The organism is Bacillus solitudinis (assembly GCF_002797395.1).
In the GTDB taxonomy this organism is placed as follows: Bacteria; Bacillota; Bacilli; order Bacillales; family Bacillaceae_D; genus Halalkalibacter_A; species Halalkalibacter_A solitudinis.
The window spans coordinates 2,915,982-2,938,767 of sequence record NZ_KZ454943.1; the positions used below are offsets into that span (position 1 = coordinate 2,915,982).

General features: G+C 38.3%; 35 protein-coding genes. 31 read left to right on the forward strand and 4 right to left on the reverse strand.

The window, feature by feature from the left end:
* Window positions 1–7 precede the first annotated feature (7 nt).
* Window positions 8–208 carry a DUF3954 domain-containing protein gene (locus tag CEF19_RS14185; RefSeq protein WP_100406652.1) on the forward strand — a complete coding sequence of 67 codons (201 nt, stop codon included), beginning with the start codon at window positions 8–10 and terminating at the stop codon, window positions 206–208.
* An 89-nt stretch (window positions 209–297) separates the two neighbouring features.
* On the opposite strand, the gene CEF19_RS14190 is transcribed toward CEF19_RS14185, so the two are convergent.
* On the reverse strand, window positions 298–786 hold the full coding sequence (locus CEF19_RS14190; protein WP_100406653.1) for a CBO0543 family protein: 489 nt from the start codon (window positions 784–786) through the stop codon (window positions 298–300).
* A 207-nt stretch (window positions 787–993) separates the two neighbouring features.
* On the opposite strand from CEF19_RS14190, the gene CEF19_RS14195 reads away from it, so the two are divergent.
* The 3 genes from CEF19_RS14195 (at window position 994) to CEF19_RS14205 (ending at window position 2,315) form a co-directional block, all read left to right on the forward strand.
* The gene (locus tag CEF19_RS14195) at window positions 994–1,179 is read left to right on the forward strand and encodes a hypothetical protein (RefSeq protein WP_100406654.1); all 186 of its coding nucleotides are present in this window, start codon (window positions 994–996) and stop codon (window positions 1,177–1,179) included.
* Between the two features lie 20 nt (window positions 1,180–1,199).
* The gene (locus tag CEF19_RS14200) at window positions 1,200–1,685 is read left to right on the forward strand and encodes a sigma-70 family RNA polymerase sigma factor (protein ID WP_100406655.1); all 486 of its coding nucleotides are present in this window, start codon (window positions 1,200–1,202) and stop codon (window positions 1,683–1,685) included.
* An 84-nt stretch (window positions 1,686–1,769) separates the two neighbouring features.
* Window positions 1,770–2,315 (forward strand): site-specific integrase, encoded by a 546-nt coding sequence (locus CEF19_RS14205; RefSeq protein WP_100406656.1) that lies wholly within the window; start codon window positions 1,770–1,772, stop codon window positions 2,313–2,315.
* 188 nt (window positions 2,316–2,503) lie between these two features.
* Here CEF19_RS14205 and CEF19_RS14210 read toward each other — a convergent pair whose 3' ends face one another.
* Together CEF19_RS14210 and CEF19_RS14215 are read right to left on the reverse strand one after the other, a co-directional pair.
* Complete coding sequence (locus tag CEF19_RS14210; protein ID WP_100406657.1) at window positions 2,504–3,457, reverse strand: DUF4238 domain-containing protein; 954 nt, start codon at window positions 3,455–3,457, stop codon at window positions 2,504–2,506.
* A 221-nt stretch (window positions 3,458–3,678) separates the two neighbouring features.
* Window positions 3,679–3,900 carry a DUF2188 domain-containing protein gene (locus CEF19_RS14215; protein ID WP_100406658.1) on the reverse strand — a complete coding sequence of 74 codons (222 nt, stop codon included), beginning with the start codon at window positions 3,898–3,900 and terminating at the stop codon, window positions 3,679–3,681.
* 135 nt (window positions 3,901–4,035) lie between these two features.
* On the opposite strand from CEF19_RS14215, the gene CEF19_RS14220 reads away from it, so the two are divergent.
* The 3 genes from CEF19_RS14220 to CEF19_RS23195 all read left to right on the forward strand — a co-directional run bounded on the left by CEF19_RS14220 (window position 4,036) and on the right by CEF19_RS23195 (window position 5,124).
* Complete coding sequence (locus tag CEF19_RS14220) at window positions 4,036–4,254, forward strand: hypothetical protein (protein WP_100406659.1); 219 nt, start codon at window positions 4,036–4,038, stop codon at window positions 4,252–4,254.
* Between the two features lie 165 nt (window positions 4,255–4,419).
* A complete protein-coding gene (locus CEF19_RS14225) occupies window positions 4,420–4,614 on the forward strand; it encodes a hypothetical protein (RefSeq protein WP_100406660.1) in 195 nt (64 codons plus the stop codon).
* 351 nt (window positions 4,615–4,965) lie between these two features.
* A complete protein-coding gene (locus CEF19_RS23195) occupies window positions 4,966–5,124 on the forward strand; it encodes a BC1881 family protein (protein WP_157800967.1) in 159 nt (52 codons plus the stop codon).
* Here the strand turns inward: CEF19_RS23195 and CEF19_RS14230 are convergent.
* On the reverse strand, window positions 5,121–5,333 hold the full coding sequence (locus tag CEF19_RS14230) for a KTSC domain-containing protein (protein ID WP_100406661.1): 213 nt from the start codon (window positions 5,331–5,333) through the stop codon (window positions 5,121–5,123). The two genes, CEF19_RS23195 and CEF19_RS14230, sit on opposite strands and share 4 nt — an antisense overlap.
* Window positions 5,334–5,475: 142 nt before the next feature.
* Here CEF19_RS14230 and CEF19_RS23200 point away from each other — a divergent pair, with 142 nt between their 5' ends.
* The 24 genes from CEF19_RS23200 (at window position 5,476) to CEF19_RS14345 (ending at window position 22,786) form a co-directional block, all read left to right on the forward strand.
* Window positions 5,476–5,652: a hypothetical protein gene (locus tag CEF19_RS23200; protein ID WP_157800968.1), complete on the forward strand. Its 177-nt coding sequence runs from the start codon at window positions 5,476–5,478 to the stop codon at window positions 5,650–5,652.
* A gap of 122 nt (window positions 5,653–5,774) precedes the next feature.
* Window positions 5,775–6,356 (forward strand): hypothetical protein, encoded by a 582-nt coding sequence (locus tag CEF19_RS14235; RefSeq protein WP_198510291.1) that lies wholly within the window; start codon window positions 5,775–5,777, stop codon window positions 6,354–6,356.
* Window positions 6,334–8,145, forward strand: coding sequence for a phage terminase large subunit family protein (locus tag CEF19_RS14240; protein WP_100406662.1), 1,812 nt, complete (start codon window positions 6,334–6,336; stop codon window positions 8,143–8,145). The genes CEF19_RS14235 and CEF19_RS14240 overlap by 23 nt, the downstream gene beginning before the upstream one ends.
* Before the next feature lie 51 nt (window positions 8,146–8,196).
* Window positions 8,197–8,421, forward strand: a complete 225-nt coding sequence (locus CEF19_RS14245) for a DUF6148 family protein (RefSeq protein WP_100406663.1) — start codon at window positions 8,197–8,199, stop codon at window positions 8,419–8,421.
* A gap of 17 nt (window positions 8,422–8,438) precedes the next feature.
* A complete protein-coding gene (locus CEF19_RS14250; protein WP_100406664.1) occupies window positions 8,439–9,995 on the forward strand; it encodes a phage portal protein in 1,557 nt (518 codons plus the stop codon).
* Window positions 9,928–11,157 (forward strand): head maturation protease, ClpP-related, encoded by a 1,230-nt coding sequence (locus CEF19_RS14255; protein ID WP_100406665.1) that lies wholly within the window; start codon window positions 9,928–9,930, stop codon window positions 11,155–11,157. The genes CEF19_RS14250 and CEF19_RS14255 overlap by 68 nt, the downstream gene beginning before the upstream one ends.
* Window positions 11,157–11,519: a head decoration protein gene (locus CEF19_RS14260; protein WP_100406666.1), complete on the forward strand. Its 363-nt coding sequence runs from the start codon at window positions 11,157–11,159 to the stop codon at window positions 11,517–11,519. Before CEF19_RS14255 ends, CEF19_RS14260 begins: the two co-directional genes overlap by 1 nt.
* Window positions 11,520–11,532: 13 nt before the next feature.
* Window positions 11,533–12,567, forward strand: coding sequence for a major capsid protein (locus CEF19_RS14265; RefSeq protein WP_100406667.1), 1,035 nt, complete (start codon window positions 11,533–11,535; stop codon window positions 12,565–12,567).
* Between the two features lie 14 nt (window positions 12,568–12,581).
* Window positions 12,582–12,905 carry a hypothetical protein gene (locus CEF19_RS14270; RefSeq protein WP_100406668.1) on the forward strand — a complete coding sequence of 108 codons (324 nt, stop codon included), beginning with the start codon at window positions 12,582–12,584 and terminating at the stop codon, window positions 12,903–12,905.
* Window positions 12,905–13,222: a head-tail joining protein gene (locus tag CEF19_RS14275; protein ID WP_100406669.1), complete on the forward strand. Its 318-nt coding sequence runs from the start codon at window positions 12,905–12,907 to the stop codon at window positions 13,220–13,222. Before CEF19_RS14270 ends, CEF19_RS14275 begins: the two co-directional genes overlap by 1 nt.
* The gene (locus CEF19_RS14280; RefSeq protein ID WP_227521995.1) at window positions 13,219–13,782 is read left to right on the forward strand and encodes a phage tail protein; all 564 of its coding nucleotides are present in this window, start codon (window positions 13,219–13,221) and stop codon (window positions 13,780–13,782) included. Before CEF19_RS14275 ends, CEF19_RS14280 begins: the two co-directional genes overlap by 4 nt.
* Before the next feature lie 2 nt (window positions 13,783–13,784).
* On the forward strand, window positions 13,785–14,267 hold the full coding sequence (locus tag CEF19_RS14285; RefSeq protein WP_100406670.1) for a hypothetical protein: 483 nt from the start codon (window positions 13,785–13,787) through the stop codon (window positions 14,265–14,267).
* Window positions 14,264–14,524: a hypothetical protein gene (locus tag CEF19_RS14290; protein ID WP_100406671.1), complete on the forward strand. Its 261-nt coding sequence runs from the start codon at window positions 14,264–14,266 to the stop codon at window positions 14,522–14,524. Before CEF19_RS14285 ends, CEF19_RS14290 begins: the two co-directional genes overlap by 4 nt.
* Window positions 14,524–15,981 carry a phage tail sheath family protein gene (locus CEF19_RS14295; RefSeq protein ID WP_100406672.1) on the forward strand — a complete coding sequence of 486 codons (1,458 nt, stop codon included), beginning with the start codon at window positions 14,524–14,526 and terminating at the stop codon, window positions 15,979–15,981. Before CEF19_RS14290 ends, CEF19_RS14295 begins: the two co-directional genes overlap by 1 nt.
* Before the next feature lie 2 nt (window positions 15,982–15,983).
* A complete protein-coding gene (locus CEF19_RS14300) occupies window positions 15,984–16,502 on the forward strand; it encodes a phage major tail tube protein (protein WP_100406673.1) in 519 nt (172 codons plus the stop codon).
* Between the two features lie 14 nt (window positions 16,503–16,516).
* A complete protein-coding gene (locus CEF19_RS14305; protein WP_100406674.1) occupies window positions 16,517–16,804 on the forward strand; it encodes a phage tail assembly protein in 288 nt (95 codons plus the stop codon).
* A gap of 175 nt (window positions 16,805–16,979) precedes the next feature.
* Complete coding sequence (locus tag CEF19_RS14310; RefSeq protein ID WP_100406675.1) at window positions 16,980–18,884, forward strand: phage tail tape measure protein; 1,905 nt, start codon at window positions 16,980–16,982, stop codon at window positions 18,882–18,884.
* Window positions 18,885–18,896: 12 nt separating this feature from the next.
* Window positions 18,897–19,103, forward strand: coding sequence for a tail protein X (locus CEF19_RS14315; protein ID WP_198510292.1), 207 nt, complete (start codon window positions 18,897–18,899; stop codon window positions 19,101–19,103).
* Window positions 19,103–20,119, forward strand: coding sequence for a phage late control D family protein (locus CEF19_RS14320; protein WP_100406677.1), 1,017 nt, complete (start codon window positions 19,103–19,105; stop codon window positions 20,117–20,119). Before CEF19_RS14315 ends, CEF19_RS14320 begins: the two co-directional genes overlap by 1 nt.
* Entirely contained in the window at window positions 20,119–20,385 is a 267-nt protein-coding gene (locus tag CEF19_RS14325; protein WP_100406678.1) for a hypothetical protein, read from the forward strand. The genes CEF19_RS14320 and CEF19_RS14325 overlap by 1 nt, the downstream gene beginning before the upstream one ends.
* Entirely contained in the window at window positions 20,382–20,783 is a 402-nt protein-coding gene (locus CEF19_RS14330) for a phage tail protein (RefSeq protein ID WP_100406679.1), read from the forward strand. Before CEF19_RS14325 ends, CEF19_RS14330 begins: the two co-directional genes overlap by 4 nt.
* Window positions 20,780–21,097: a GPW/gp25 family protein gene (locus CEF19_RS14335; protein WP_100406680.1), complete on the forward strand. Its 318-nt coding sequence runs from the start codon at window positions 20,780–20,782 to the stop codon at window positions 21,095–21,097. The genes CEF19_RS14330 and CEF19_RS14335 overlap by 4 nt, the downstream gene beginning before the upstream one ends.
* Entirely contained in the window at window positions 21,078–22,214 is a 1,137-nt protein-coding gene (locus CEF19_RS14340; protein ID WP_100406681.1) for a baseplate assembly protein, read from the forward strand. Before CEF19_RS14335 ends, CEF19_RS14340 begins: the two co-directional genes overlap by 20 nt.
* Window positions 22,214–22,786: a phage tail protein I gene (locus tag CEF19_RS14345; RefSeq protein ID WP_100406682.1), complete on the forward strand. Its 573-nt coding sequence runs from the start codon at window positions 22,214–22,216 to the stop codon at window positions 22,784–22,786. The genes CEF19_RS14340 and CEF19_RS14345 overlap by 1 nt, the downstream gene beginning before the upstream one ends.

Below are 22,786 nucleotides of genomic sequence, written 5' to 3' on the forward strand. Positions count from 1 at the left end.
GAATGGCATGGAACAAAATGCAATCCTAGTAAACTTTGAAAAAAGGACAGCTGAGATAGATGTGAGCACGAATCAGATATTTGTAGTGAAGGACGGTTTAGTAATAGCAATTGATCCACCTGCTTCTGGATATGGAAATCAAGTAGCCGTTTGGATGGGCGGAAAAGTGGATCGGGTGGAGAGTACGGAATTGAGGAAGTTGAAGTGAAGACAGGAGGGTGAAGCATGAGTTTGTTAAAAGAAGCAGAAGGTGAATTTTTGAGTGCAACTGTGTAATAAGTAATAAGCCTGCTTCAATTAGTTTTCGGGAACAGGCTTGTTAGGAGCTTTCCTAATTATTGCTATGAAAGCACGAGAAATTAGAAATGTTATTGTCATTGAAAGGAAACTAATAAATGAATTCCATCCCTTGTTGAAACTAATTAAATCTGTTCGTTTTTCAAGAAAGTGTTCGATTATACTCATAGGAATACTAAAACATAATGTTTTAGTCAAAATCCCAAAAATATTTGAGGTTTTAGTAACTTGATTATAATAGACACATGTTATTGGAAATAATAAATAATCAAATATATAGCTAATGTCACAGCATTTTGCTAATTGAACTGGATATTTAATATAACCTCCGCGAACTAATAATTTATCTAGTATGGATGAAAGAAATCCTTTGAACAGAAATACTATCATCCAATCTTTAGCTGGTGGTTTTCTGATTAAGTTTGCACATGCAATGACACCAAAGATTAACAATAATCTTAGAATGTTTTTCTCGAATGTTTGTTTCATGAGTACACCTCCGATTTTCAGTTTGTCTATTTATTTGATTTTTATTCAGACTCGATTGATTATGAAAAAATGATGAACAGTACGTAAAAGAAGCGAAGTTTTAAAAAAATATTTTAGCCTAACCGAGAACCGGAGGGCACTGATAAATGACGATTTAGTTCGTTGTTTGTTGGTGCCCTCTTTTTTATTTCAGAAAGGGTGAGGAGAATGACAGAATTTCAGAAACATTTATGTAACTGGTGCGACAAAAATGGAATGCCTTTAGAAAAGAAAGTTATGAAGAAAGAAAAATCAAATAAAAAAGAGTTCCTTTCTAAGCAAGACCTCGAGGAATTAATGGGTTTAAGGAGACCAACTTACGGACGTAGACGGGGTTCTTTAAGACAAAAATAAATTATAGGAGGCGATTCATTATGCAGCAACTTATTAAAGAGTACAAAGAATCATTGAAGCAAATCGAGGTGGCGAAGTGTAATGCAGTTATAGAGGATGATAAAATACTTCTTGGTAACATGGCTAGTGATTTGAAATATGCTCTTGAATGGATGCGGTCTGGTCGTCGTCCAGGACATAGAAGAGGCATTGAACGAAGAGCAGCTTATCAGAATGAGCAACCACTTGACCCACTTGTAATGCAATCATTTGTTGCTGAAAGTACCACTAGCCATACGGGCATCACAGAATTTGAAAAAGAAAGAATTAAAGAAGCTTTAAGTAATTTGACAAGCAGAGAAAGAGAGATTTATGTATTAGTCAGAGGACATTGTTTTTCTAGGCAAGAAGCAGCCAAAATGTTAGGAGTAAAGAAGGGGACTATTAATAAAATCCTTTCAAGATGTGATGAAAAAATTAAAGTTAAAAAGTCTACTTCCTTATTCTGTGAGCCGCTAGCAAATTAGCGGTTTTTTATTTTTATTAAAACTTGTCTCCCGTTTGCCACCTATAAGTAAAAAGTAATTTTTCTGAAAGGAGCGTGATGGCATGTGAATTTCGTCCAACCGATTCGGGACCCTAAAAAGATTAATGAAATTAGCGTTTTTTTACGTCTGAAAAGCGAGAGGAACTTTATGATCTTTTTTCTTGGTATTAATACAGGACTAAGAATAAAAGATATTTTGAATCTCAAAGTTAAGGATGTCAGTGGTCATTATCTTAGTTTGAGAGAGTTTAAAACGAAGAAGCAAAAACGTCAGCGCATCACACCGGATCTTTATCGGGAACTGCAAAGGTACTGCTCTGGTATGAAAGATGACGAATATCTCTTTCAATCACGTAAAGGCAGAAATAAACCAATAGTACGTGAGACGGCATATAGAATTTTACGTGAAGCAGCTGAAGCTCATGGGTTAGATGAAATTGGTTGCCACACGTTGAGGAAGACTTTCGGATATCACTTCTATACTCAAACAAAGAATATTGCACTTCTCCAAAAGCTGCTTAATCACACCGACCAGGCAGAGACACTTCGATACATTGGCATTGACCAAGATGCTATGGATAATGCGATGAGGAAGTTTAAAATCAGTTAAATAAAAGGTGCTTGTATAGATATTTCTTTACCCTTAATATCACATAAATTTATAGTTGTGACGTTCAATTTTCAAGGCTAATTAAACGTAGTTATGATAAGGGATTTGAGAGATGGCTGAATATAACTCCCTCTAAGATATGTGACGTTCAGGACGAAGAAATAAACCTGTTAAAGAAAAACGATGCTTTAGACATCGTTTTTCTTTGGTTGTGGTGTTAAAAGAATACGGGGGTCCAATCCTTCATTAATTAATTTTTTTCTTGTTTCAAATTCAATATTATCGGCTGTTTCAAAATTTCCATCGGTTGAAAATACTTGTCTGAATGCTCTTCGAACCTGTGCTTTATTTAGATTGATTACTTCATTACTACCTAAGATATTCAATTGGTCTTTTTTAAAGTGTCGAGGCAAAGAATTTTTCTCAAACAATAAAAAAATAAACCGGGGGGTTAATGGAAAATAAATTTCATCGGAAAGTATAGTGTAATCAACGGAGCCGGTAACGCCTTTTCGATTATGTACACCTTGGAGAGATTCACGCATAGCAAACGGACTATCGGAAGTATAAAGATAATTTGATGTGTTATTCTTACCGAGTATCCAATCATAATTAGTCAAAAGTGTATCGGTGATTTTATCAAGATAAGAGCTTGCATTTTTCCCATATACATCTGTCAATTCCAAATCCATATACATCAGCTGATGAGCAAATGCTGGATGAACGGGAGATTGGTCCATGTAAATGTTTTTTGCATCAGTATTTACACGAATGCTCTCTTCTCTGAACTTTCTAGTTCTGATATGCTGAAATGCCATAAATTTTGCAACTATACTTTTTTCATCTTCATTTATTTGATATTCATTTACGTGAAGTAATTGAGGTAGAAACTCATTTATAAAAGACGCAAACTTGTCCTCATATCTCTTATTGGTTTGGCTCTCAAATTGCTGACCAAGAGAAATATCTCCAATATGATCAAAGTTATAAAAGTGTTCTTCACTTGCAATGCTTCTTACACTTGAACTGAATTTTTTAAGTTCAAATTTGTCATAAACAAAAATTCTATGTTTTTTACCTTTTGCGAACTTCCGAAGCATAAACTGAGGAACATAATGTTGATTCTTAACGATATTGGTCATGATTTACTCCTATTCACCAAATTTTTCTATTATGATAGATTTGGCCCTGTTTAGATGGTTTTGGATGAAGGAATAATTAAATAGCCTTTCAATAAACAACTCTATAAATCAGGGCATTGCAAACTTTTAATATGATGATTTTTTTTAAATGTAACTACTCAATATAGTGGTCAAATGAATTAAAACGTTAAAAGGCACCCCAACTAGGGTGCATTGTTTTGTTATCCTTTTGGGGGATAAGGATCGTTACCATAACTGTCTTTATCTCTGATCCGGCCATCTGGTCGATGGATTATAACTTCGGATTTTTGATTACGAGCTATTGTTCGGGCTGCATCAATTGCTTCTTTCTGAGTCCTGTGAATCGAGGTAGCTTTTTCGTTACCTGCTCCTTGTACTTTCCATCCCTTTTCGTTGGGTGTAACATGTTGGTTTTTACTCATAAGTTCATCTCCTTTCTCTAACTAATTCTATATTTATATTAAATGTCCTAGCAATTGTCGGTATTTGACGAAAGAAAATTGTAGGACGAAAGCCTCTTTTGTCGTAATTTAGACAGAGAGAAAGGAGGTGATTAAATGTTTGAAGGTATTAGATTGAGTGATGCAATTAGCACTAAACCATTGTGGCTTTTAATTATTATGATAATTCTTGCAGGTGTTTTAGCGGGAATAATAAGCAGATATGTACCTAAGTTTATGGTGAGGCCCTTAGGGGCCATATTTATGACAGCAGCATTAGCTGGCTGGGGCTATTTTACTTTTTATTTAAATGGATATGAATTATTAAATAAATAAATAAATTTCACTTTATTATAATTACTATTATTAAAGACCATAAGAGACTTAACTTTGTAGAGCATATGGGAATGAATAAAGACCGATATGAACGTAGAGGCAGAGCTATTAGGAGGAAATAACTTTATTTTCTCGAATATTAATTATATAGATAGGAGGAAGGTTATGAAACTAATTGAGCAACATATATGTGACTTAGAATTAGATGAAGAAGGATTTGAAAACCGTTCGTTAGCGGAGATAATTAGAGATATGATTTCTGGGTTCGAAACGAAATCCAATATAGTCTTACTTGATCAATTACACCATTGGAAAAATAATAATTATGTAATAGTCCTAAACGAATACGAGAAAAGTTAAGCACTCCTAACAGGGTGCTTTTTATTACGTCTTGAATAGTTTTGAAAATACAACTGTTAATTTAATTATAATTTCATTTATTAAGGACATAATAAGAGAGAAGAGGGAGCATGAAATCCCTCATTCAAATATCTTAAAGGCCTGCAATCCATTTAACTAACAAGATGATGGAACAAATTGCAGGCCAGTTAATATAAAGAAACAAATCTTTGTACTTGAGCATCATTCGATAGGAACACCTCCTACACTTATAATGCTTTAAAAATCGATAAAATATTTGTGTATGAATACATTCCTAAATTTGGAGTGCTTTTTAGTGTGAATAAATACTAAAGAAAAGAAGGTGTCATTATGGAAACGGGATCAACAAAGGATTTAACAAAAGAACTGTCAACGCGGGAAGGAATTTCAAAATTAGATATTGAACCCTATGAAAAGGTGAAAATAATTACTGGACAAGGCGAACGTGAATTCACGGGTCCAGCAATTATCATAGTGAATCAAGATTAGAGGATGCGTCTATAGCGGTAGACGTCTTTAATATGCCTTGCATGATAACCACCGTGGGACGGTGCGCCCATTAAACCTTTATAGGTATGAGGTGGTACATCAAAGTAGTCATAGACAGTATGATTTTGAAACTCAATCCTAAGTGTCTGTGAATTTGCATCATACCCTATGTGGAGCAGATTAGATGAATCGACATATTGCATAATCATTATAATCACCTCCTTTATTACAATATTCGTCAAAATAGTATATTTTTCCTCTTTTTGGATGGATAGATTAAAATATCAAACCTATTTTTGTTTGAAGCACTTAATTATGAGTGCTTTTTATTATGTCTAAGGAGTGTTAGGAATGATTGTAATAAGAACGATTGACCAAGCAATTGTAAGGATGGAAGGCACACCAGAAGGGATTGAGCAGTATGATAGGTTAAAGTCTGAACCAATTCACTTTGAACCAATGCGGAATGGTGTGGAGGATAAGGAAGGTTTTTGCAACAGTAACAACAATAAAATTGGGTCCTTCTGAGCAATAAATTTTACTGCGGGTGCGTACGAGCCCGGAAATGGTCTAGTTTTTATTTCAAAAAGGTCGTTTCCGTTTCCTGTTTATAACGTTTGGGAAATAATCTTAGAAAGGTGGTGAACCCCTTGGTAGTTAAAGAAAAGAAGGAAAGTAGCTTTATAGTTACGACAAAAGAAATGTCGGAAATATTGGGTTTAAGTGATCGTAGAATTCGGCAATTAGAAAATGACGGGGCGTTAGTAAAAATCACTCATGGGAAATTCGACTTGCCAGCTTCTATTCGAGCTTACATTAATCACCTAAACACCGATACGGTAGAAGAATTAAACAAGACAGAAGAAGAAGCATTGTGGACGAGAGCTAGACGTCAAAAGGCAGAGTTAGAACTTCAGATTATGAAGGGGGAACTCCACCGTTCTGAAGATGTTAAGCGAGTAATGAATAATATGCTAGGGGCATTTCGTGCCCGTATCCTTGCAATCCCCTCTAAAACAGCAGGACCGTTACAAGGTAAAAGTGATTTCAATGAAATTAGAGGCATTTTAAAAGAATCAGTGTACGAAGCCCTAACTGAACTGTCAGATTATGATCCATATGTATTTTATGCGGAAAGTAAAGATACGCTTTCTATCGATGAAGAAAGTGAATCAGTCGCGGATCAGATTGATAAGGAGCTTCACAACAATGGTTCAAAAAAGAAAAAGTGATACTGAATCCTTTTTTAAAGGGATTATAAAGTCTGTTATCACACCACCACCTGATTTAACAGTTTCAGAATGGGCTGATATGTATAGAAAGTTATCGAGTGAATCATCATCGGAACCAGGACAGTGGAGAACTAGTCGAGCACCTTATCAAAAAGAAATATTGGACAGTATAAACGACTATGATTCAGAAAAGGTGATCATTATGTCCTCTGCCCAGGTTGGTAAAAGTGAACTTCTTTTAAACGTAGTCGGTTATTACATTGACTTTGATCCGGCTCCTATCTTATTAATGCAGCCAACAGTGGATCTTGCTAAATCTTTTTCAAAAGAACGATTGGCACCAATGATTCGCGATTCACCTACATTAAGAAAAAAGGCTTCAGATGAGAAGAGTAGAGATAGTGGTAATACTGTTATGCAGAAGACGTTCCCGGGTGGATATATTGCTATGGTTGGAGCAAATGCACCTTCTGGACTTGCATCACGGCCAATTAGAATACTACTAGCAGATGAAGTTGATCGTTTTCCCATAAGTGCTGGAACAGAAGGGGATCCACTTTCTTTAGCTGAAAAACGAACCAATAACTTTCAAAACAGAAAGAAAGTCTTTGTTTCGACTCCGACCAATAAGGGCGCAAGTAGAATTGAAACTGAATTCGAGTTTAGTACACAGGAACATTGGAATTTGCCTTGCCCTTCTTGTGGAGAGTATCAACCTCTGCGCTTTCCACAGCTTCACTTCGACAGCGCCTGCATGGCCTGCAAGAGTTGCGGAACATTGCATGACGAATATGAGTGGAAGTCAAGTGAGGGGAAGTGGATTGCAAACAATCCTAATGCTAAAAATAGAGGATTTCACCTTAATGAGATGGTCAGTCCTTGGCGAAAATGGCAAGAAATTATTGATTCTTTTAAAGAAGCCAATAAAAAGGGTCCAGAAGCCTTAAAAGTATTTGTTAATACTGCATTGGGTGAAACGTGGGAACCTAAAGGTGACGGAATTGAATCAGAAGACCTTCTTGATCGCCGCAAACAATATGACTGTGAAGTTCCTAATGATGTTCTTTTATTAACGGCAGCTGTCGATGTCCAGGATAACCGCCTAGAGTATGAAATTGTCGGTTGGTCCATCGGGAAAAAGTCTTGGGGCATTAAATACGGTGTGATCATGGGGGACCCCGGTCAAGAGTTTGTTTGGGATTCACTAGACCAAGTTCTTTTCAAAGAATATAGCAGAAAAGATGGTCAAAACCTTAAAATCATGACCACCTGCATTGATTCCGGGGGTCACCATACAAAAAGAGTGTACTCCTACTGTAAAGAACGTGAATATCAGCGCGTTTGGGCTATTAAAGGGGTGGGGGGAAGCGGAAAAACCTTCATTCAACGACCAAAAAGAAGAGATGATTCAGGTGTTTGGCTCTTTACACTTGCTGTTGATGTTGGAAAGGATGCCTTGGTTTCGAGATTAAGTATCCAAGATGATGAGGTAGAGGGCTATTGCTACTTTCCCATTGACACCGATAAAGGTTATGATGCAGAATATTTTAAAGGTTTAACCGCTGAGCATCGTGTTATCCGACATAAAAACGGACAACCAGTGATTAAATGGGAAAAGAGAAGGTCCGGTGCTCGAAATGAACCATTCGACTTAAGAAATTATGCTATGGCAGCTTTTGAAATTCTTAATCCACAACTTGAAGCAATCAAAGAACGAATCGATACAGGACAACAACCGAAAAAGTCACCAAGAAAACGGAGAAGAATGATATCTAAAGGGGTTACTTAATGCTTTCTGCGACATTGCAGAGGGCTATTTTTATGTAAATGAGGTGAGAAGATGACAGTAATCAACTTAGAAAGAGCTCATAAACACTTAGAGGCATGGTTAGAAGCCGAATTAGCTGTTTCTACGGGACAATCTTACAGTATTGGGACAAGAAGTTTAACAAGGGCGAATATATCAGAAATTCGAAAACAGGTTACGTATTGGCGAAGTGAAATTTCTAGATTACAAGGTAGAGGGCGAAGGAAAGTTATGAGAGCTATGCCCTTGGACCTTTAGGAAGGAGGTAAATCGAATTGAGTAAAACCAATCGAGTAAGAGCACCAAACCGTTTAGTAAATCGTAGGAGTAAGGCTAAAATTGTCAACCAAGGCTATGGGAGTCATGGAGCAAACTCTCAAAAGAAAAGCCTTGCAGGGTGGATGTCCCAACCCGGTTCCGCTCTTGAGGACATAGAGCACAATATAGAAAAACTTAGAGACCGCTCAAGAGACCTTTTTATGGGCGCTCCTCTTGCAACAGGTGCATTAAAAGCAATTAGAACAAGCGTTATCGGTACTGGGCTCAAATTGAATACACAAATTGATTACGATTATTTAGGGATGTCAATGGAAGAGAAGGACGCATGGGAAACAAAGGTTGAAAGAGAGTTTTCTTTATGGGCAGACAGTATTCATTGTGATGCACAGCGGATGAATAATTTTTATTCCCTTCAACAATTAGCGTTTTTATCTTGGCTTTTAAGTGGTGACAGTTTTGTTTTACTTCCAGTTATACCAAGAGAAAACATGCCTTATGACATTCGGGTCCAAATCCTAGAAGCTGATCGAGTGAGCACCCCTAAGACTGAATTTGATGGAAAGATTGTAAATGGAGTTGAAATCGGCAAGTATGGTGAAGTTGTGGCCTATCATATTGCTCAAAAGCATCCTCACTCCACCACTTTCTCGAAACAAGAATGGGTAAGGGTTTCTAAATTTGGAAGAACAACAGGTAGACCAAACATCTTACACCTAATGGAATCAGAACGACCTGAACAGAGAAGAGGCGTGCCGATTTTAGCGCCAGTGATTGAATCTTTAAAACAATTAGCTCGTTATTCTGAGGCAGAACTGATGGCCGCAGTCGTGAGTGGCATGTTTACGGTATTTATTAAAAGTAATAATCCTGATGAAAGACCAATGGGTGAAGGTGTTCCGGTTGAGGATCAAGTTGGCGATATGGACGAAGGTACTTATCAGATGGGGAACGGTTCAATTGTTGCATTAGCGGATAATGAAGATGTGGTAAATTCTAACCCTGGCAGACCAAACACTGCCTTTGATGGTTTTGTAACATCTATTTGTCGCCAAATTGGTGCAGCGTTAGAACTCCCTTATGAGATATTACTTAAGCATTTCACTAGCAGTTATTCAGCGAGTCGCGGTGCACTGCTTGAAGCTTGGAAAATGTATCGTATGCGTCGGTCTTGGATGGCTGCTGATTTTTGCCAACCGATTTATGAAGAGTGGTTAGCAGAAGGAATTGCGAAAGGGCGAATTGAAGCACCTGGTTTCTTTGAAGACCCAGTAGCCAGAAAAGCATATTGTGGAGCTGAATGGAATGGACCAAGCCAAGGTCAATTAGATCCGCTTAAGGAGGTGAATGCAGCTACTAAACGGATTGAAGAAGGACTAAGCACCAGGACTCAAGAAACGGTTGAGCTTGGCAATGGTGACTTCTTCAGAAACCATAGCCTACGTGTTGTGGAGGAAAATTTAAGAAGGGAAGGAGGAGTGATTAGCAATGGTCAAACACAATATGCGGAACCTATTCAACAAAATCCGGATGGGCCCGACTCAGACGAGCAATAAAAACAGTTGGCAAGTTAAAAACTTGTCTGAAACAAAAGGCGAGGTCTTGATTTATGGCGATATTGAAGAGTATCGGTGGATGGAAGAGGATGTGACGGCTTATAATTTCTCGAAAGAATTGAAGAACTTAGGAGATGTCACTGAAATTGATGTACGTATTAATAGTGGAGGCGGTAGTGTCTTTGCTGCACAAGCGATTTACAGTCAATTAAAGGCACACGTAGCCAATGTAAACGTCTATGTGGATGGATTAGCTGCTTCTGCCGCTTCTTTAATTGCAATGGCAGGTGATTCTATTAAAATGCCAGCAAATGCCATGATGATGATTCACAACCCAATGACGATTGCTGTTGGATGCGCGAAAGACTTTGAAAAGACAATGGACACACTTGGAAAAGTGAAAGACTCAATTCTAGCGACCTATGAAGCGAAGACAGGTCTTTCTCATGAAGAATTATCGCAAATGATGGATGATGAGACCTGGTTAACAGGAGCAGAAGCAGTTGAAAAAGGTTTTGCTGATGAATTACTGCATTCGGTTGAAGTGACAGCTTCGGTTAAAGGGAAGCAACTCATAGTAAACAGTGTTAAACATGATTTATCAGCCTTTAAAAAGAAACCAGCTTTTCCTGATAATGAGCAAGAACCTCAAAACTCATTTAAGGATATGATGGCTGAATTTTTCAACATGTTTAAGAACAGCAGTCAAAATGTTGCTGATAATAAAATAAATAAAGGTAATGAGGAGGAAGAAGACTTGAAAACATTAGAAGAATTAAAGAATAAGTACCCTGAACTTTATAACCAAGCTATTCAAGAAGGGGCAACTGTTGAGAATGCAAGAATTAAAGAGATTGATGAATACACTGAGCCTGGTTTTGAGGAAATTATGAACGAGGCAAAGGCAGATCCTACTATGACTGTTGAATCGGCTGTTATGAAACAAACAAAGGCAATGAAAGAGTCCAGAAACAAGCAGAAAGAAAGCCACAAGAATAAAGGGAATCAATTTTTAGAAAATAGAAAGTCTGATGCTGGAGATTTAGAGGGGATTGAAGGAGATTCGGCTCCAGAAGGTAATGGGAATGAACAGAAAGAAATTGAGGACCATGCTAAAGCTATCGCTAATGCGATTAATAAAAATCGAGGAGGGGTTAAATAATGCCGACATTAGACACTTTTGAAAGAGATAATTTGTTTGCTGGTGGAATTCAACCTGTTGTAACAGATGCTATTACTCTTGTAACAGGTACTTCATATGTGAGAGGTACAGTTTTAGGTATTGTAACCGCAAGTGGAGAGGCAAAAGCTGTTGATTCAGTAGCTACAGACGGTTCTCAAACTCCTTTTGCTATTCTTGCTGAGGATGTTGATGCAACAGGCGGAGCAACTCCTGCTGCTATTTATTTAACAGGAGAATTCAATGAGAATGCTCTTACTTTTGGTGGAACTGATACTACCGCAACACACACAAGAAAATTACGCGATATCGGTATTTTCTTAAAAACTAACCAGGAAGCTTAAGGGGGAATAATTGATGCCAATTAATATCTATGATACACGTACAATGTTAGCTGCAATTGAAATGAGAAAGCCGGTTCATACTTTCTTAAAAGATACATTTTTCTCAACTCCAAAAACGTTCACATCCGAACATGTAGACGTTGATTACTATAAGGGTCGTCGTAGATTAGCACCGTTTGTATCATCGAGGGTAGCTGGAAAGGTAATGGATCGAGAAGGTTTCACTACTAAGACATTTAAGCCCGCTTCTATTAAACCGATGAGAATTATCACTGGGGACGATATTAATAAGCGGTCACTAGGAGAAAATATTTATTCAGCAAAAAATCCTGATCAAAGAGCTGCAGAATTGCTGGCACAAGATTTATCTGATATAGATGAAGCTATCTCTCGCCGTGAAGAATGGATGGTGTCTCAAATCCTATTTACTGGTCAAGTTGAGATTAAAGGAGAAGGAATTGAGCGAACATTAGATTTTGATTTCACAAACAAAACAACATTGAGTGGTACAGCTTTGTGGAGTGATGCAGGTAGTGATCCAATTGCAAATTTAAAACAATGGAGAACAACCGTCATCCAAAATTCAGGAATTACTCCTGATAGAGTAATTATGGCATCCGATGTTGTTGATTCTTTTATTGGTCATGAAAAGGTTAAAGACGTAATGGATAATCGTCGAATTGTTTTAGGTCAAATTAACCCTACTACTCTACCAAACGGTGTTACTTATATCGGTTCTATTTCTTCTTTAGGATTAGATATTTACAGCTACGACGAGTGGTATTTTGATGAAGTTGCTAATAGCGAACAACCTATGATTCCCTCTGGAAAGCTTATGTTAGGATCGACAAGAGCACGTTCTTCTATGCTATACGGCGCTGTTACATTGACAAATGCCAAAACAGATAATTTTACAACATACGAAGGAGAACGAATTCCAGATTCATGGATTCAGAAAGACCCGGCGGCACGTTTCTTACAAATCCACAGTCGACCGCTTCCAGTTCCTCATGAAGTGGATTCTTGGTATGTGGCGACAGTCCTATAGGAGGGTAATCAATCATGATAAAGTTAAAAGAACCAGTAGTTCATGATGGCGCTTCTTATGAAGCGGGGGAGCTAATTGAAAAAATTGAAAAGAATCAAGCACAGCGTCTCGTTGGTTTAGGAGTCGCTTTTTTTGTGGCTGAAAATAATTCTCCTCCTTCAAAAGAAGGTCTTGAACTTTCCTTTGAAGGAATTGAACTTGAAGAATTAAAAGAAGCTGCAAAAGATGCTGAGGTGACTTTTAATGCCCAAATCGGTCTTGAAAAGCTGATCGAACGAATCAAGGAAGAGGGAAAAGTAGAAACTGTCTTATCTCAATTTGATAATGGTGAAGAGTAATGCCTAAATTAAGGGATTATTTTTTTTCGGATTTATTGACCTTTATTAATTCTGATGAATTTGCTGTGAAAGCTATCATAGAGGACGAAGAAGTAGACGTTGTTCTTGATAGTGACAAGTTAAAAGAACGACAAATGAATAATCATACAGAGGGGATCCATACCGAGGAGCTCCTTTTTCATGTTTCTAAGAGTGGGCTTTCTTTCTACCCACGTTCAGGTAACCGTGTGAGAGTTGACGGGTCATTGTGGAAGGTCATCGACGTCCAAGAAGATGAAGGACTTTTTACCATTACTGTTGAGTGGGTGAGTGCATGAAGATGCTTGTTACATCTGATGAAAAGATGCTCAATGATGTTCAAGAACGTCTTAGTCAGTTTCCGCAAAAAGCCCCTAATGCTATCTCTAGTGCTTTAAACCGTGGGGTAACAAACATGAACAGTAATTCTAGAAAGGAAATTCGGAAAGATTACAACATCAAAGCTGGAGACATAAGCCCAACTTTGAAGGTGTTCAGAGCTTCTCGGGCAAGTCTAGGTGCTTCTGTTCAATCAAAAGGCGGAGTAATACCTCTTGAACGATTCAAAATATCACCAAAAACAATCAATCCTAAACGAAAAACACCAATTAAAGCAGCTGTAAAAAAAGGCGGTGCAAAGTCTTTAGGTAGTGGCTTCGTGGCCGATATTAGTGGTCCCAAAGTTTTTAAACGGACAGGTGAATCTAGATTACCTATTAAACGTTTATTCGGTCCGTCTGTCCCACAAATGCTAGAGAATGAAAGAGCACGTGAGGAAATCCAAAAACAAGGGCAAGAAACTTTCGAGAAGCGTCTGGAGCATGAAATTAATCGTATTCTTGAAAAAGGGAGAGCGTAGCGATGACTCCACTTGAACTACAATCAGCATTGAAAAAGCGTGTTGAAAAAGCGGTTATTGATTTATTGTTAAATTCTTCTGAAGGTGTACAAAAAACGATTCAAGTCTTTGAGCAACACCTTCCAACAAAAGCTAAATCCTCGACAAGAAATCCTGAGAGCACTCTTTACCCTTGTGTGATCGTCTACCTTGACGGTGGCGATCGTCAAGATTTTGGCGCCCCTCATCAAGCTAAGTTCTTTTTGGTTATCGGTGTATACGATGAAGAGAGTAATAATCAGGGTTATAGAGATGCGATTAGTATAGCCCAAAAAATCATTCAGAGTTTAGAACGACAACCAATGATAGAGGGACGCTTCGAATTACAATACCCTCTTAATTGGAAATACAGTGATGAAGAAAATGGGCCTTATCATTTTGCTTGGATTGAAGCTAATTTTGAACTACCGCACTCAAAACGTGAAGATGTGGAGGGTTATATATGAGCAAAAGAAAAAAAACTAGTGAAAAGCAAGTTATTTATTGTGGTCCTTCTTTAAAGAATGTTCAGCAATATAGTATCTATCGTGGTGAACCTCCCGAACACGTAAAAAAGCATATGGAAAAAAGCGCCGTTGTAAAAGAACTCTTTGTTGAAACGGAAGATTTTGGTCGTATTCGCAGAAATATAAAGATGCAAGGAACTCGAGAGAATCAGCTTTATTTAAAGGCTCTTGAATATGTGAAAGGAGTGAATAATTGATGGCATATGAGCATGGTATAACTATTTTGGAGAATCCAACATCGATTCAACAACCAGTCGAGGCATTATCGTCTATCCAAGTTGTATTTGGGACAGCCCCTATTAATTTAGCAGAAGATATGTCTTTAGTTGTAAATGAACCGATTTTGGCACGTACCTTTGACGAGGCAAAAAGAAAGCTAGGGTATTCAGACGATTGGGAGAAGTACACACTCTGTCAGTCTATGGATGCAACTTTTAAGCAAATGAAAGTCTCGCCTATTGTGTTTGTAAATGTTCTTGATCCAGCTACTCATAAAGAAGCAGTAGCCAGCCTGTTAATCCCGGTGGTAAACCAAGAATCTAAAATTGAGCAAGAGGGAATTTTACTTGGGTCACTTGTAGTTAAAAGTTCCGACGGTTTAACTACCTATATTAAAGATACAGATTATATTGCAAATTTTAATACTAAAGGTCATGTAATTATTTCTGTATTAAGCGGAGGAAGTATTTCAGGAACAGAATTACAAGTCGATTTTGACAAACTAAATCCTACAGCTGTTACTAACGCAGATATTATTGGAGGTTATGATTCTGCTACTAATACTTATACAGGAGTAGAAACTGTTACGTTAATTTATCCAAAACTAAACGTGGTACCAACAATTTTATTGGCTCCTGGCTTCTCTCATCATAGTGAAGTAGGGGCTATTATCGTTGCTAAGTCGCAAAAGATTAATGGAAGTTTTAACGCTTCGACTGTTCTTGATGTAACGGGTGTGACTAAAGAAAATGCAATTACGAATAAAGAAACAAACTTATATGATGATAAGTCGTCTATTATTTGTTGGCCAAAAGCGAAAATTAGAGGAAAAACTTATTGGTACAGTGCGATTGTAGCAGCAAGAATGGCACGTACAGACGCGGAAAATGAAAGTGTACCTTTTAAGTCACCATCTAATAAGCGTATTTCCATAAGCGCTATGGTAAATGACAATGGACAAGAAGTATTTTTAGACCAGGTACAGGGAAATGTTTTGAATGCGAAAGGGATTATTACAGCTGTCAACATGAACGGATGGAGAATTTGGGGTAATAATACGGCTGCATTTGATGCAGATGCAGGAGAGGTAATGGACCCGAAAGATCGTTTTATCGCTGTTCGTCGTATGTTTGATTGGTGGGGCAACTCATTTATTCAAAATTACTTTGATAAAGTTGATGATTCTACAAACTATCGATTAATTGAAAGTATTGTAGACAGTGAAAACATTCGTGCAAATGGCTTTCAAGCTCGTGGTCAAATTGCTGGTGCTCGAATTGAATTTAGGGAAGCAGACAATCCAACCTCTCAGATTCTTGACGGCAAGATCCAATTCATTCAAAAAATTGGTTTCTTTACACCTGCTGAAGAAATTGTAAATGTACTTGAATTTGATCCAACTATTCTAACAGACTCTTTATTTGGAGGTGAGTAAGCATGAGTAATCCAATTCCAGAGAAAGTCATTAACTATAACGTTTATGACGATGTTGATAAGTTAGTAGGCGTTAATGCTAGTGTAACTTTACCTAACTTTGAAGCAATGACTGAAACAATTAGCGGTGCTGGTATTGCTGGAGAGTTTGAATCGGTAACACCAGGTCATTTCGGAGCACAAGAATTAGAAATTCAATTCCGAACTATTACCGAACAGTCGTTTAAGTTATTCCGTCAACGTGGTCGTTCAATCGTTTTACGTGCAGCACAATCAAGCTACGATATGGCGGGGGGTGTTTCTCGTCCGCGAGCTTTGAAAATAACCTTTCGAGGTCAGCCCAAAAATCTAAACTTAGGATCGGTTGCGGTTGGAGGAATGACTGAGACGGCGAATGTGATGGAGATTCTTTATATTAAGATTGAAGAGAATGGGAGAACAGTGCTTGAATATGACAAGTTGAACTTTGTCTTTATTGTGGATGGAGAAGATATCCTTGGCAATATTCGAAATATGATTTAAGGGGAGAATAGAGGATGGACGATTATAAAATCACGTTTAAGAAACCTTACTCTTTTGAAGGTAAGGAGTACACAGAAGTTGACATCTCAGGAATAGAAAATTTAACTACAAAAGATTTAATAGATGCTGATAAACACTTTAACGCATCAGGACAGATGGCGATCATGAACGAAATGACCACAGGCTATGCTTGCATTGTGGCTTCGAAGGGGTCGGATAAGCCAGTTGAATTTTTCGAAAACCTTCCAGCTTCTGATGGTCTAAAGGTGAAAAACAGGGTGATGAATTTTTTGAACGTATAGGTCTTGCCAAACGAGATAAGCAAAAATGGTTAAGACCAATTGACGGACGCAAACTTAGAAAAGTATGCATCCGTCTTTCTTTTTCTACTCATACAAGTATTCAGACATTTTTGGATATGAACTTGCACGAAATCTCTGACGTAATCAGTGAGGTAGAGGAGGTGAGGAGAAGAAAATGAGTAGTCAAAAGATTTTCGATATTGCTTTTAAATTAGGAGCGAAATTAGATCCTTCTGTAAAGAAAAACTTTTCCGCTGCTGGCCAACAATTGTCTAATATGAAAAAAAATATTGGCGGTGCTGTTAAAACAGCCGCAAAGCTTTCTGTAGGTATTGCAGCCGCCGGAACTGCTGCCGCGGGCGCTGCTGTCATGATGGCAAATAAGTTTGCCGCCACTGGAGATAGGATAGACAAATTAAGTCAAAAAATAGGTTTAAGTAGAGAAGGGTTTCAAGAGTGGGAATTCATTCTTTCACAAAGTGGAACCGATATTGAAAAAATGCAAACGGGTCTTAAAACGTTAAATCAACGGATGGATGAGTCTACAAAAGGAACAGGCAAAGGCGCTGAAGCATTTAAAGCCCTCAAATTGTCTGCCACTGATAGTTCAGGAGCATTGAAGACGCAAGAGCAAATGTTTGAGGAAACGGTAAAAAAGCTTCAGGAGATGCCCGAAGGATCAAAAAAGGCCCAATTAGCTTTTGAATTATTCGGGAAAGCCGGACAAGAGCTTATGCCTCTTTTAAATGGCGCTGCTGGTAGTGTAGACGAAATGAAAAAGAAAGCACATGACCTTGGTATTGTTATCGGTGACGAAGGTGTAGATTCAGCCATTCTGTGGACAGATACAATGGATCAGGCAAATCGGGCACTCGGCGGTTTATTCAATGTCGTTGCCGGTAGTGCGATGCCAGTCATGCAGAAATTCTTGGATTATGGTATTTCAAAACTTCCAGTTTTGCGAGAAAAAGTAACTAACGCCATGACGATTGCCGGAAATGTAATAGGATGGGTTGGAGAAAAGGGAACCTCGGTTTTTAGAAGGGTACAAGTGGCCATTCAAGATAACATGCCCACTATACAGGCGTTACAAGCAACTGCTATTGATTTAGGTGGGCATATAAAAGGGATATTCCAAACTGCTAAGCCCTATATCTCATGGTTTTTCCAAAATGGCATACCTGCAGCTGTTAATGTCTTAGCAGGACTATTAGATGGTGCAGTTAATACGTATAATTTCATTACAAATAATTGGTCTTGGATTGCTCCAATTGTAGGTGGAATTACTGCTGCATTAATAACTTATCGTGCTGTTACTCAATCGATTATCTTAGTCAAGGGCGCACTTGCAGCAGCTCAAATAGCATGGAATATTGCCATGACCGCAAATCCTATTGGGTTAATCATAGTAGGGATCGGTGCTCTAATCGGGATCGGTTATCTTTTAATAAAAAACTATAAAGAGGTAGGTGCGTTTTTCGTTGGTCTCTGGACTAGTTTTATCGGATGGGTTTCACCAGTTGGTCCTGCCATTAGTAATACTTTTACAGGAGCCTACAATGCGATAACGGGTTTGTTTTCAGGTATTGGAGGATGGTTCGGAAGCATTTTGAACGGTGTTGTCGGTATTTTCAAAGGAAAAGTAAATGGAATAATAAGTATCGCAAATGCGGCAATCAGTGGTTTAAATAATGTTAATGTAAGTATTCCAGATTGGGTACCTGGTCTTGGTGGCAAAACGTTTGGAGTAAACATACCAAAAATCCCAATGCTGGCCCAAGGCGGTATCACCACAGGGGCAACCTTAGCTATGATCGGTGAAGGAGCTGAACAAGAAGCGGTTCTTCCATTATCCAAACTTCAAGCTTTACTGGATGATCCTTCAGGAGACAAAGGAACAACAAATAATAACAATGGAACAGACAATGACTTTACATTTGTTTATAGCCCTAACATTACAGTTGAAGGTAATGCAGATCAAGAAACTATTAGGCAAGCTTTAGGAATGAATTATGCAGAATTTAAGAGATTCATGGATCGCTATAATAAAGAACGCAATCGACTCTCATTCAATAATTAGGAGGTGGTAGAAGTGAACTATTCAACGGTGTCTGGTGATACGTTCGACAAAATTGCATTTGAACAATATGGTGATGAAAAGCTAGCCTTACAAATCATTGAAGCAAACATCGAACATGCAAGTGTCTTGACTTTTGGGTCAGGAACTGAGCTGACGATTCCCGATGTTGAAGTGACTCCTATTTCTAATCTACCTCCTTGGAAGAGAGGAGAGTCTTAATGGAGGCAAGACGAGCATCGGTGGCAGTTACTTATCAAGGTATTGACATTACGGATGAAGTTTCTAAGGATTTATTAAGCTTTGAATATACGGACAATGCAAGTGGGGATAGTGACAGTGTTAGTCTTACTTTAAAGGACGATAAGAAGATATGGTTACGAGATTGGTTCCCAGAGAAGGGTGACATCATCTTACCAACAATACAAACGACCAACTGGCGACAAAAGGGTGACAAACAGTCTCTGCCATGTGGTCGCTTTTTTGTTGATGAACCTTCTTATGAGGGAAGACCTGGTGTGATAACACTAAATGCTGTAGCTTCACCACTGAATAGTAATTTTTCTTCCGTTGCTAGAAGTAAGTCTTGGAGAAACATCACACTAAGAGCCATTGCAGGAGACATAGCAAAACGCGCAGGTTTACAACTTCAATTCATGGGTACCAACAATCCACGTTTTGTGGAGAAAGCTCAAACAGAAGTGTCTGATTCTTCCTTTCTCTCTGATTTGTGTGAGGAAGAAGCTCTTGCAATGAAGCTAACAGATTCAAAGATTGTTATTTTTGATGAAAGAGAATTCGAAAGAAGAAAGGCAGTGGTAACCTATAGTGAATCAAATGATAGGGTTATCGGTTATTCATTTAGAACTTCTCTAGCAAACACCAAATATGCAGGGGTTAATGTGAAATATCATGACTCTTCCTCAGGTCAAACTATCTCCTATCTGCATACAATTGGAGAAATTGATGAGAACAGCAAAATATATCAAGTGAATAAAAAGGTACGTAGCGGTGACGAAGCAAGACGATTGGCACAACGGACGCTTAGAAAGTTAAACAAGCGAGAAACAATAGCTAGTCTAACTTTGGTAGGCAATGTAGAACTGTTAGGTGGGGTTTGTGTCAACATTAAAGAGTTTGGGGCATTTACTGGAAAGTACTACATTGAAAAAGCAACACATTCAATTGGTGGATTTCAAACGACAATCGAAGCACGAAAAGTACTGGAGGGATACTAATGGATGCCATGACACTTGCTCGTAACTTAATACGTGTTGGTCGAGTGAATTCAAGAAACTTAAATAATGGGACGGTGGAAGTCATTTTCCCTGATAAAGACAACTTAGTAAGCTCTCCTTTACCCGTGTTAGAGTCCGTTACATTCCCTTCAGTGAATGACCAAGTGCTTTGTGTGTTCCAGGGCAATGCGCTAGAGCAAGGCTATTGTTTAGGTCGTTTTTATTCGAGAGAGAATCCACCTCAACAGCTGGGAGGTGGATCATGATAGGATTTTATGGTGATATTATTTTTGAATCGAATGATAAGCGTATTCTAACCTTTCAAGGATTCCAACGTGAGACACAAAGCCGATGGGCTAAACATGATGTAATCGGTCGGAAACCCGCCTCGGAGTTCATTGGACCTGATTTAGACACCGTATCGTTTACCGTAAACCTTAATGGAAATTATGGTGTAAAGCCTCGTGAAGAAATGGAACGATGGCTTAGGAAGTGCCGATCTGGAACGGTAGAAGTATTAGTTATCGGAACTCGAGTACTTGGTGTAGATAAATGGAAAGTTTCAAGCGTTTCCCAAATGTGGAATGTGGTCATGAATCGAGGAGAAGTGTTTAGTGGAAGTGTTGATATCGAACTAGAAGAGTATGTGGAGGAATTACGATGATCGACTATGAAGCTGTAACCATCGAATCTATTGATTTTTCTGCACAAGGAACTGAGGAAGTTTATGAGAATCTTAGAGTGCTGTACACCACCCCTTTGGGTAGTGTGCCCTTTAACCGTAGCTTCGGAGTGAGTACAGACTTTTTAGACGAGCCTTTACCTATTGCAAAAGGTTTCTTAATTGTTGAATACAGGGAGAAAACAAGACGTTTCGAACCTCGTGCAACTGTGCAAGAGGTTCTTTTTGATGAGGATGTACAAACAGGACGTATCATACCAAAGGTGGTGATTACAATTGACCTTGAAGCTGAGTGATTTACCTGAAGTTTCTTTTGTAGAAAAGGATATTAATCAAATCTTGAATGATATGATCCGCGGCTATGAACAAGCCTATTTTGAACAAACAGGTGTTAGAAAGATACTACGACCTGGAGACCCAATTCGTATCTTTTTATATTCTCAAGCATTAAGAGAATTACAGTTGCGTGTAATAATCGATGATTCAGCTAAGCAAAACCTCCTGAAATACTCCAGAGGGGACTTTCTTGAAGGTTTAGGTGCATTTAGTCGAACGAACCGTTTTGATGCCACAGCAAGCCGTGTGAGGACGAAATTCAACTTAAGTGAAGCTAGACCAGTAGATGAAACCATTCCACAAGGAACTAGGGTTAGTCCAGGAGGAGATATTTATTTTGCTGTGATGGAAGATACTGTGGTCCCAGCAGGGCAAATGAGTGTTGAATTTTTAACTGAATGCTTACAAGTAGGTGTTGTTGGTAATGGTTTTACTCCAGGTCAAATCAATATTTTGGTAGATCCATTACCCTGGATAGCTACTGTTGAAAATACTGAAGAGAGTCTTGGTGGTATTGATAGGGAAGGTGACGATTCATTTCGAGATCGTATTCACTTGGCTCCAGAAGGTTTTTCAGTTGCTGGTCCTACAGGAGCTTATGAATATTTTACTCGTGAATACAGTCCATTAGTGGAAGATGTTCTAATTACTTCTCCATCAGCAGGTGTTGTCGATATTAGATTACTTCTAAAAGATGGGGACCTTCCTACACAAACGTTTCTAGAAGGGATAAATGTGTATTTAAGTGATAAAGAGAGACGACCGTTGACTGACAATGTACTTGTTAATGCTCCTATCACTGTGAGCTATAACCTTGATGTGACTTATTACATTCGATCAGATGATTCGTTAACCGAGACTGAACTTAAAGCTCAAATAGAAGCGGCCATTGATGAATACATTACATGGCAACGTAGTAAAATCGGCCGGGATGTTAACCCATCTGAACTAATGGCTCGAATAATATTGGCAGGAGCAAAACGAGCAGATGTTGTGTCACCCATATTTGCAACAATAGCTGAAAATGAAGTCGCTGTAATTGGAACAAAAACAGTAATTTACGGGGGGCTAGAATAATGAGTAACCGAACGATTTACGAAGTGAAGTTACTCGACCTTCTACCTGAAAATTTAAGGACAAATCCTGATATTGTAGCTGCTTCAAAAGCTGTTGATTCAGGATTTCTAGTCATTGCTGAGCAAGCAAAGGATTTAGTTATCTTACCTAGAGTAAACCAGCAACCTGAACCGATACTCGACCACCTTGCTTATTATTTGCATGTGGACTTCTATGATCAATCTCTTTCTATAGAGACTAAAAGAAAGCTAGTTCAAGAAAGTGTTTATATCCATCAAATTAAAGGCACCCCTCGAGCAGTAGAGGTACTAATTGAAACCTTATTTGATGAAGGTGAAGTGGTAGAGTGGTTTGATTATGGAGGAGCACCGTATATGTTTAGAGTTGAGACACCCAATGAGTCGGTCACACAAGAAAGAGCTTCTGATTTTATTCGTGCGCTAGACTCAGTTAAAAACATTCGCTCTCATTTAGAGAGCGTTATTATTTTACAAATAGAAAAAATGAATCTTTTTTATGGTGGCTTCGTTCATATTGGTAGTTATGAGACATACAAGCAGGTAGGTGATTAA

Coding starts and splice junctions, on each gene's coding strand:
- CEF19_RS14185 (WP_100406652.1), top strand. CDS start 8: ATGGAACAAAATGCAATCCTAGTAAACTTTGAAAAAAGGACAGCTGAG.
- CEF19_RS14190 (WP_100406653.1), bottom strand. CDS start 786: ATGAAACAAACATTCGAGAAAAACATTCTAAGATTATTGTTAATCTTT.
- CEF19_RS14195 (WP_100406654.1), top strand. CDS start 994: ATGACAGAATTTCAGAAACATTTATGTAACTGGTGCGACAAAAATGGA.
- CEF19_RS14200 (WP_100406655.1), top strand. CDS start 1,200: ATGCAGCAACTTATTAAAGAGTACAAAGAATCATTGAAGCAAATCGAG.
- CEF19_RS14210 (WP_100406657.1), bottom strand. CDS start 3,457: ATGACCAATATCGTTAAGAATCAACATTATGTTCCTCAGTTTATGCTT.
- CEF19_RS14215 (WP_100406658.1), bottom strand. CDS start 3,900: ATGAGTAAAAACCAACATGTTACACCCAACGAAAAGGGATGGAAAGTA.
- CEF19_RS14220 (WP_100406659.1), top strand. CDS start 4,036: ATGTTTGAAGGTATTAGATTGAGTGATGCAATTAGCACTAAACCATTG.
- CEF19_RS14225 (WP_100406660.1), top strand. CDS start 4,420: ATGAAACTAATTGAGCAACATATATGTGACTTAGAATTAGATGAAGAA.
- CEF19_RS23195 (WP_157800967.1), top strand. CDS start 4,966: ATGGAAACGGGATCAACAAAGGATTTAACAAAAGAACTGTCAACGCGG.
- CEF19_RS14230 (WP_100406661.1), bottom strand. CDS start 5,333: ATGATTATGCAATATGTCGATTCATCTAATCTGCTCCACATAGGGTAT.
- CEF19_RS23200 (WP_157800968.1), top strand. CDS start 5,476: ATGATTGTAATAAGAACGATTGACCAAGCAATTGTAAGGATGGAAGGC.
- CEF19_RS14240 (WP_100406662.1), top strand. CDS start 6,334: ATGGTTCAAAAAAGAAAAAGTGATACTGAATCCTTTTTTAAAGGGATT.
- CEF19_RS14245 (WP_100406663.1), top strand. CDS start 8,197: ATGACAGTAATCAACTTAGAAAGAGCTCATAAACACTTAGAGGCATGG.
- CEF19_RS14255 (WP_100406665.1), top strand. CDS start 9,928: ATGGTCAAACACAATATGCGGAACCTATTCAACAAAATCCGGATGGGC.
- CEF19_RS14260 (WP_100406666.1), top strand. CDS start 11,157: ATGCCGACATTAGACACTTTTGAAAGAGATAATTTGTTTGCTGGTGGA.
- CEF19_RS14265 (WP_100406667.1), top strand. CDS start 11,533: ATGCCAATTAATATCTATGATACACGTACAATGTTAGCTGCAATTGAA.
- CEF19_RS14270 (WP_100406668.1), top strand. CDS start 12,582: ATGATAAAGTTAAAAGAACCAGTAGTTCATGATGGCGCTTCTTATGAA.
- CEF19_RS14275 (WP_100406669.1), top strand. CDS start 12,905: ATGCCTAAATTAAGGGATTATTTTTTTTCGGATTTATTGACCTTTATT.
- CEF19_RS14280 (WP_227521995.1), top strand. CDS start 13,219: ATGAAGATGCTTGTTACATCTGATGAAAAGATGCTCAATGATGTTCAA.
- CEF19_RS14285 (WP_100406670.1), top strand. CDS start 13,785: ATGACTCCACTTGAACTACAATCAGCATTGAAAAAGCGTGTTGAAAAA.
- CEF19_RS14290 (WP_100406671.1), top strand. CDS start 14,264: ATGAGCAAAAGAAAAAAAACTAGTGAAAAGCAAGTTATTTATTGTGGT.
- CEF19_RS14295 (WP_100406672.1), top strand. CDS start 14,524: ATGGCATATGAGCATGGTATAACTATTTTGGAGAATCCAACATCGATT.
- CEF19_RS14300 (WP_100406673.1), top strand. CDS start 15,984: ATGAGTAATCCAATTCCAGAGAAAGTCATTAACTATAACGTTTATGAC.
- CEF19_RS14305 (WP_100406674.1), top strand. CDS start 16,517: ATGGACGATTATAAAATCACGTTTAAGAAACCTTACTCTTTTGAAGGT.
- CEF19_RS14310 (WP_100406675.1), top strand. CDS start 16,980: ATGAGTAGTCAAAAGATTTTCGATATTGCTTTTAAATTAGGAGCGAAA.
- CEF19_RS14320 (WP_100406677.1), top strand. CDS start 19,103: ATGGAGGCAAGACGAGCATCGGTGGCAGTTACTTATCAAGGTATTGAC.
- CEF19_RS14325 (WP_100406678.1), top strand. CDS start 20,119: ATGGATGCCATGACACTTGCTCGTAACTTAATACGTGTTGGTCGAGTG.
- CEF19_RS14330 (WP_100406679.1), top strand. CDS start 20,382: ATGATAGGATTTTATGGTGATATTATTTTTGAATCGAATGATAAGCGT.
- CEF19_RS14335 (WP_100406680.1), top strand. CDS start 20,780: ATGATCGACTATGAAGCTGTAACCATCGAATCTATTGATTTTTCTGCA.
- CEF19_RS14345 (WP_100406682.1), top strand. CDS start 22,214: ATGAGTAACCGAACGATTTACGAAGTGAAGTTACTCGACCTTCTACCT.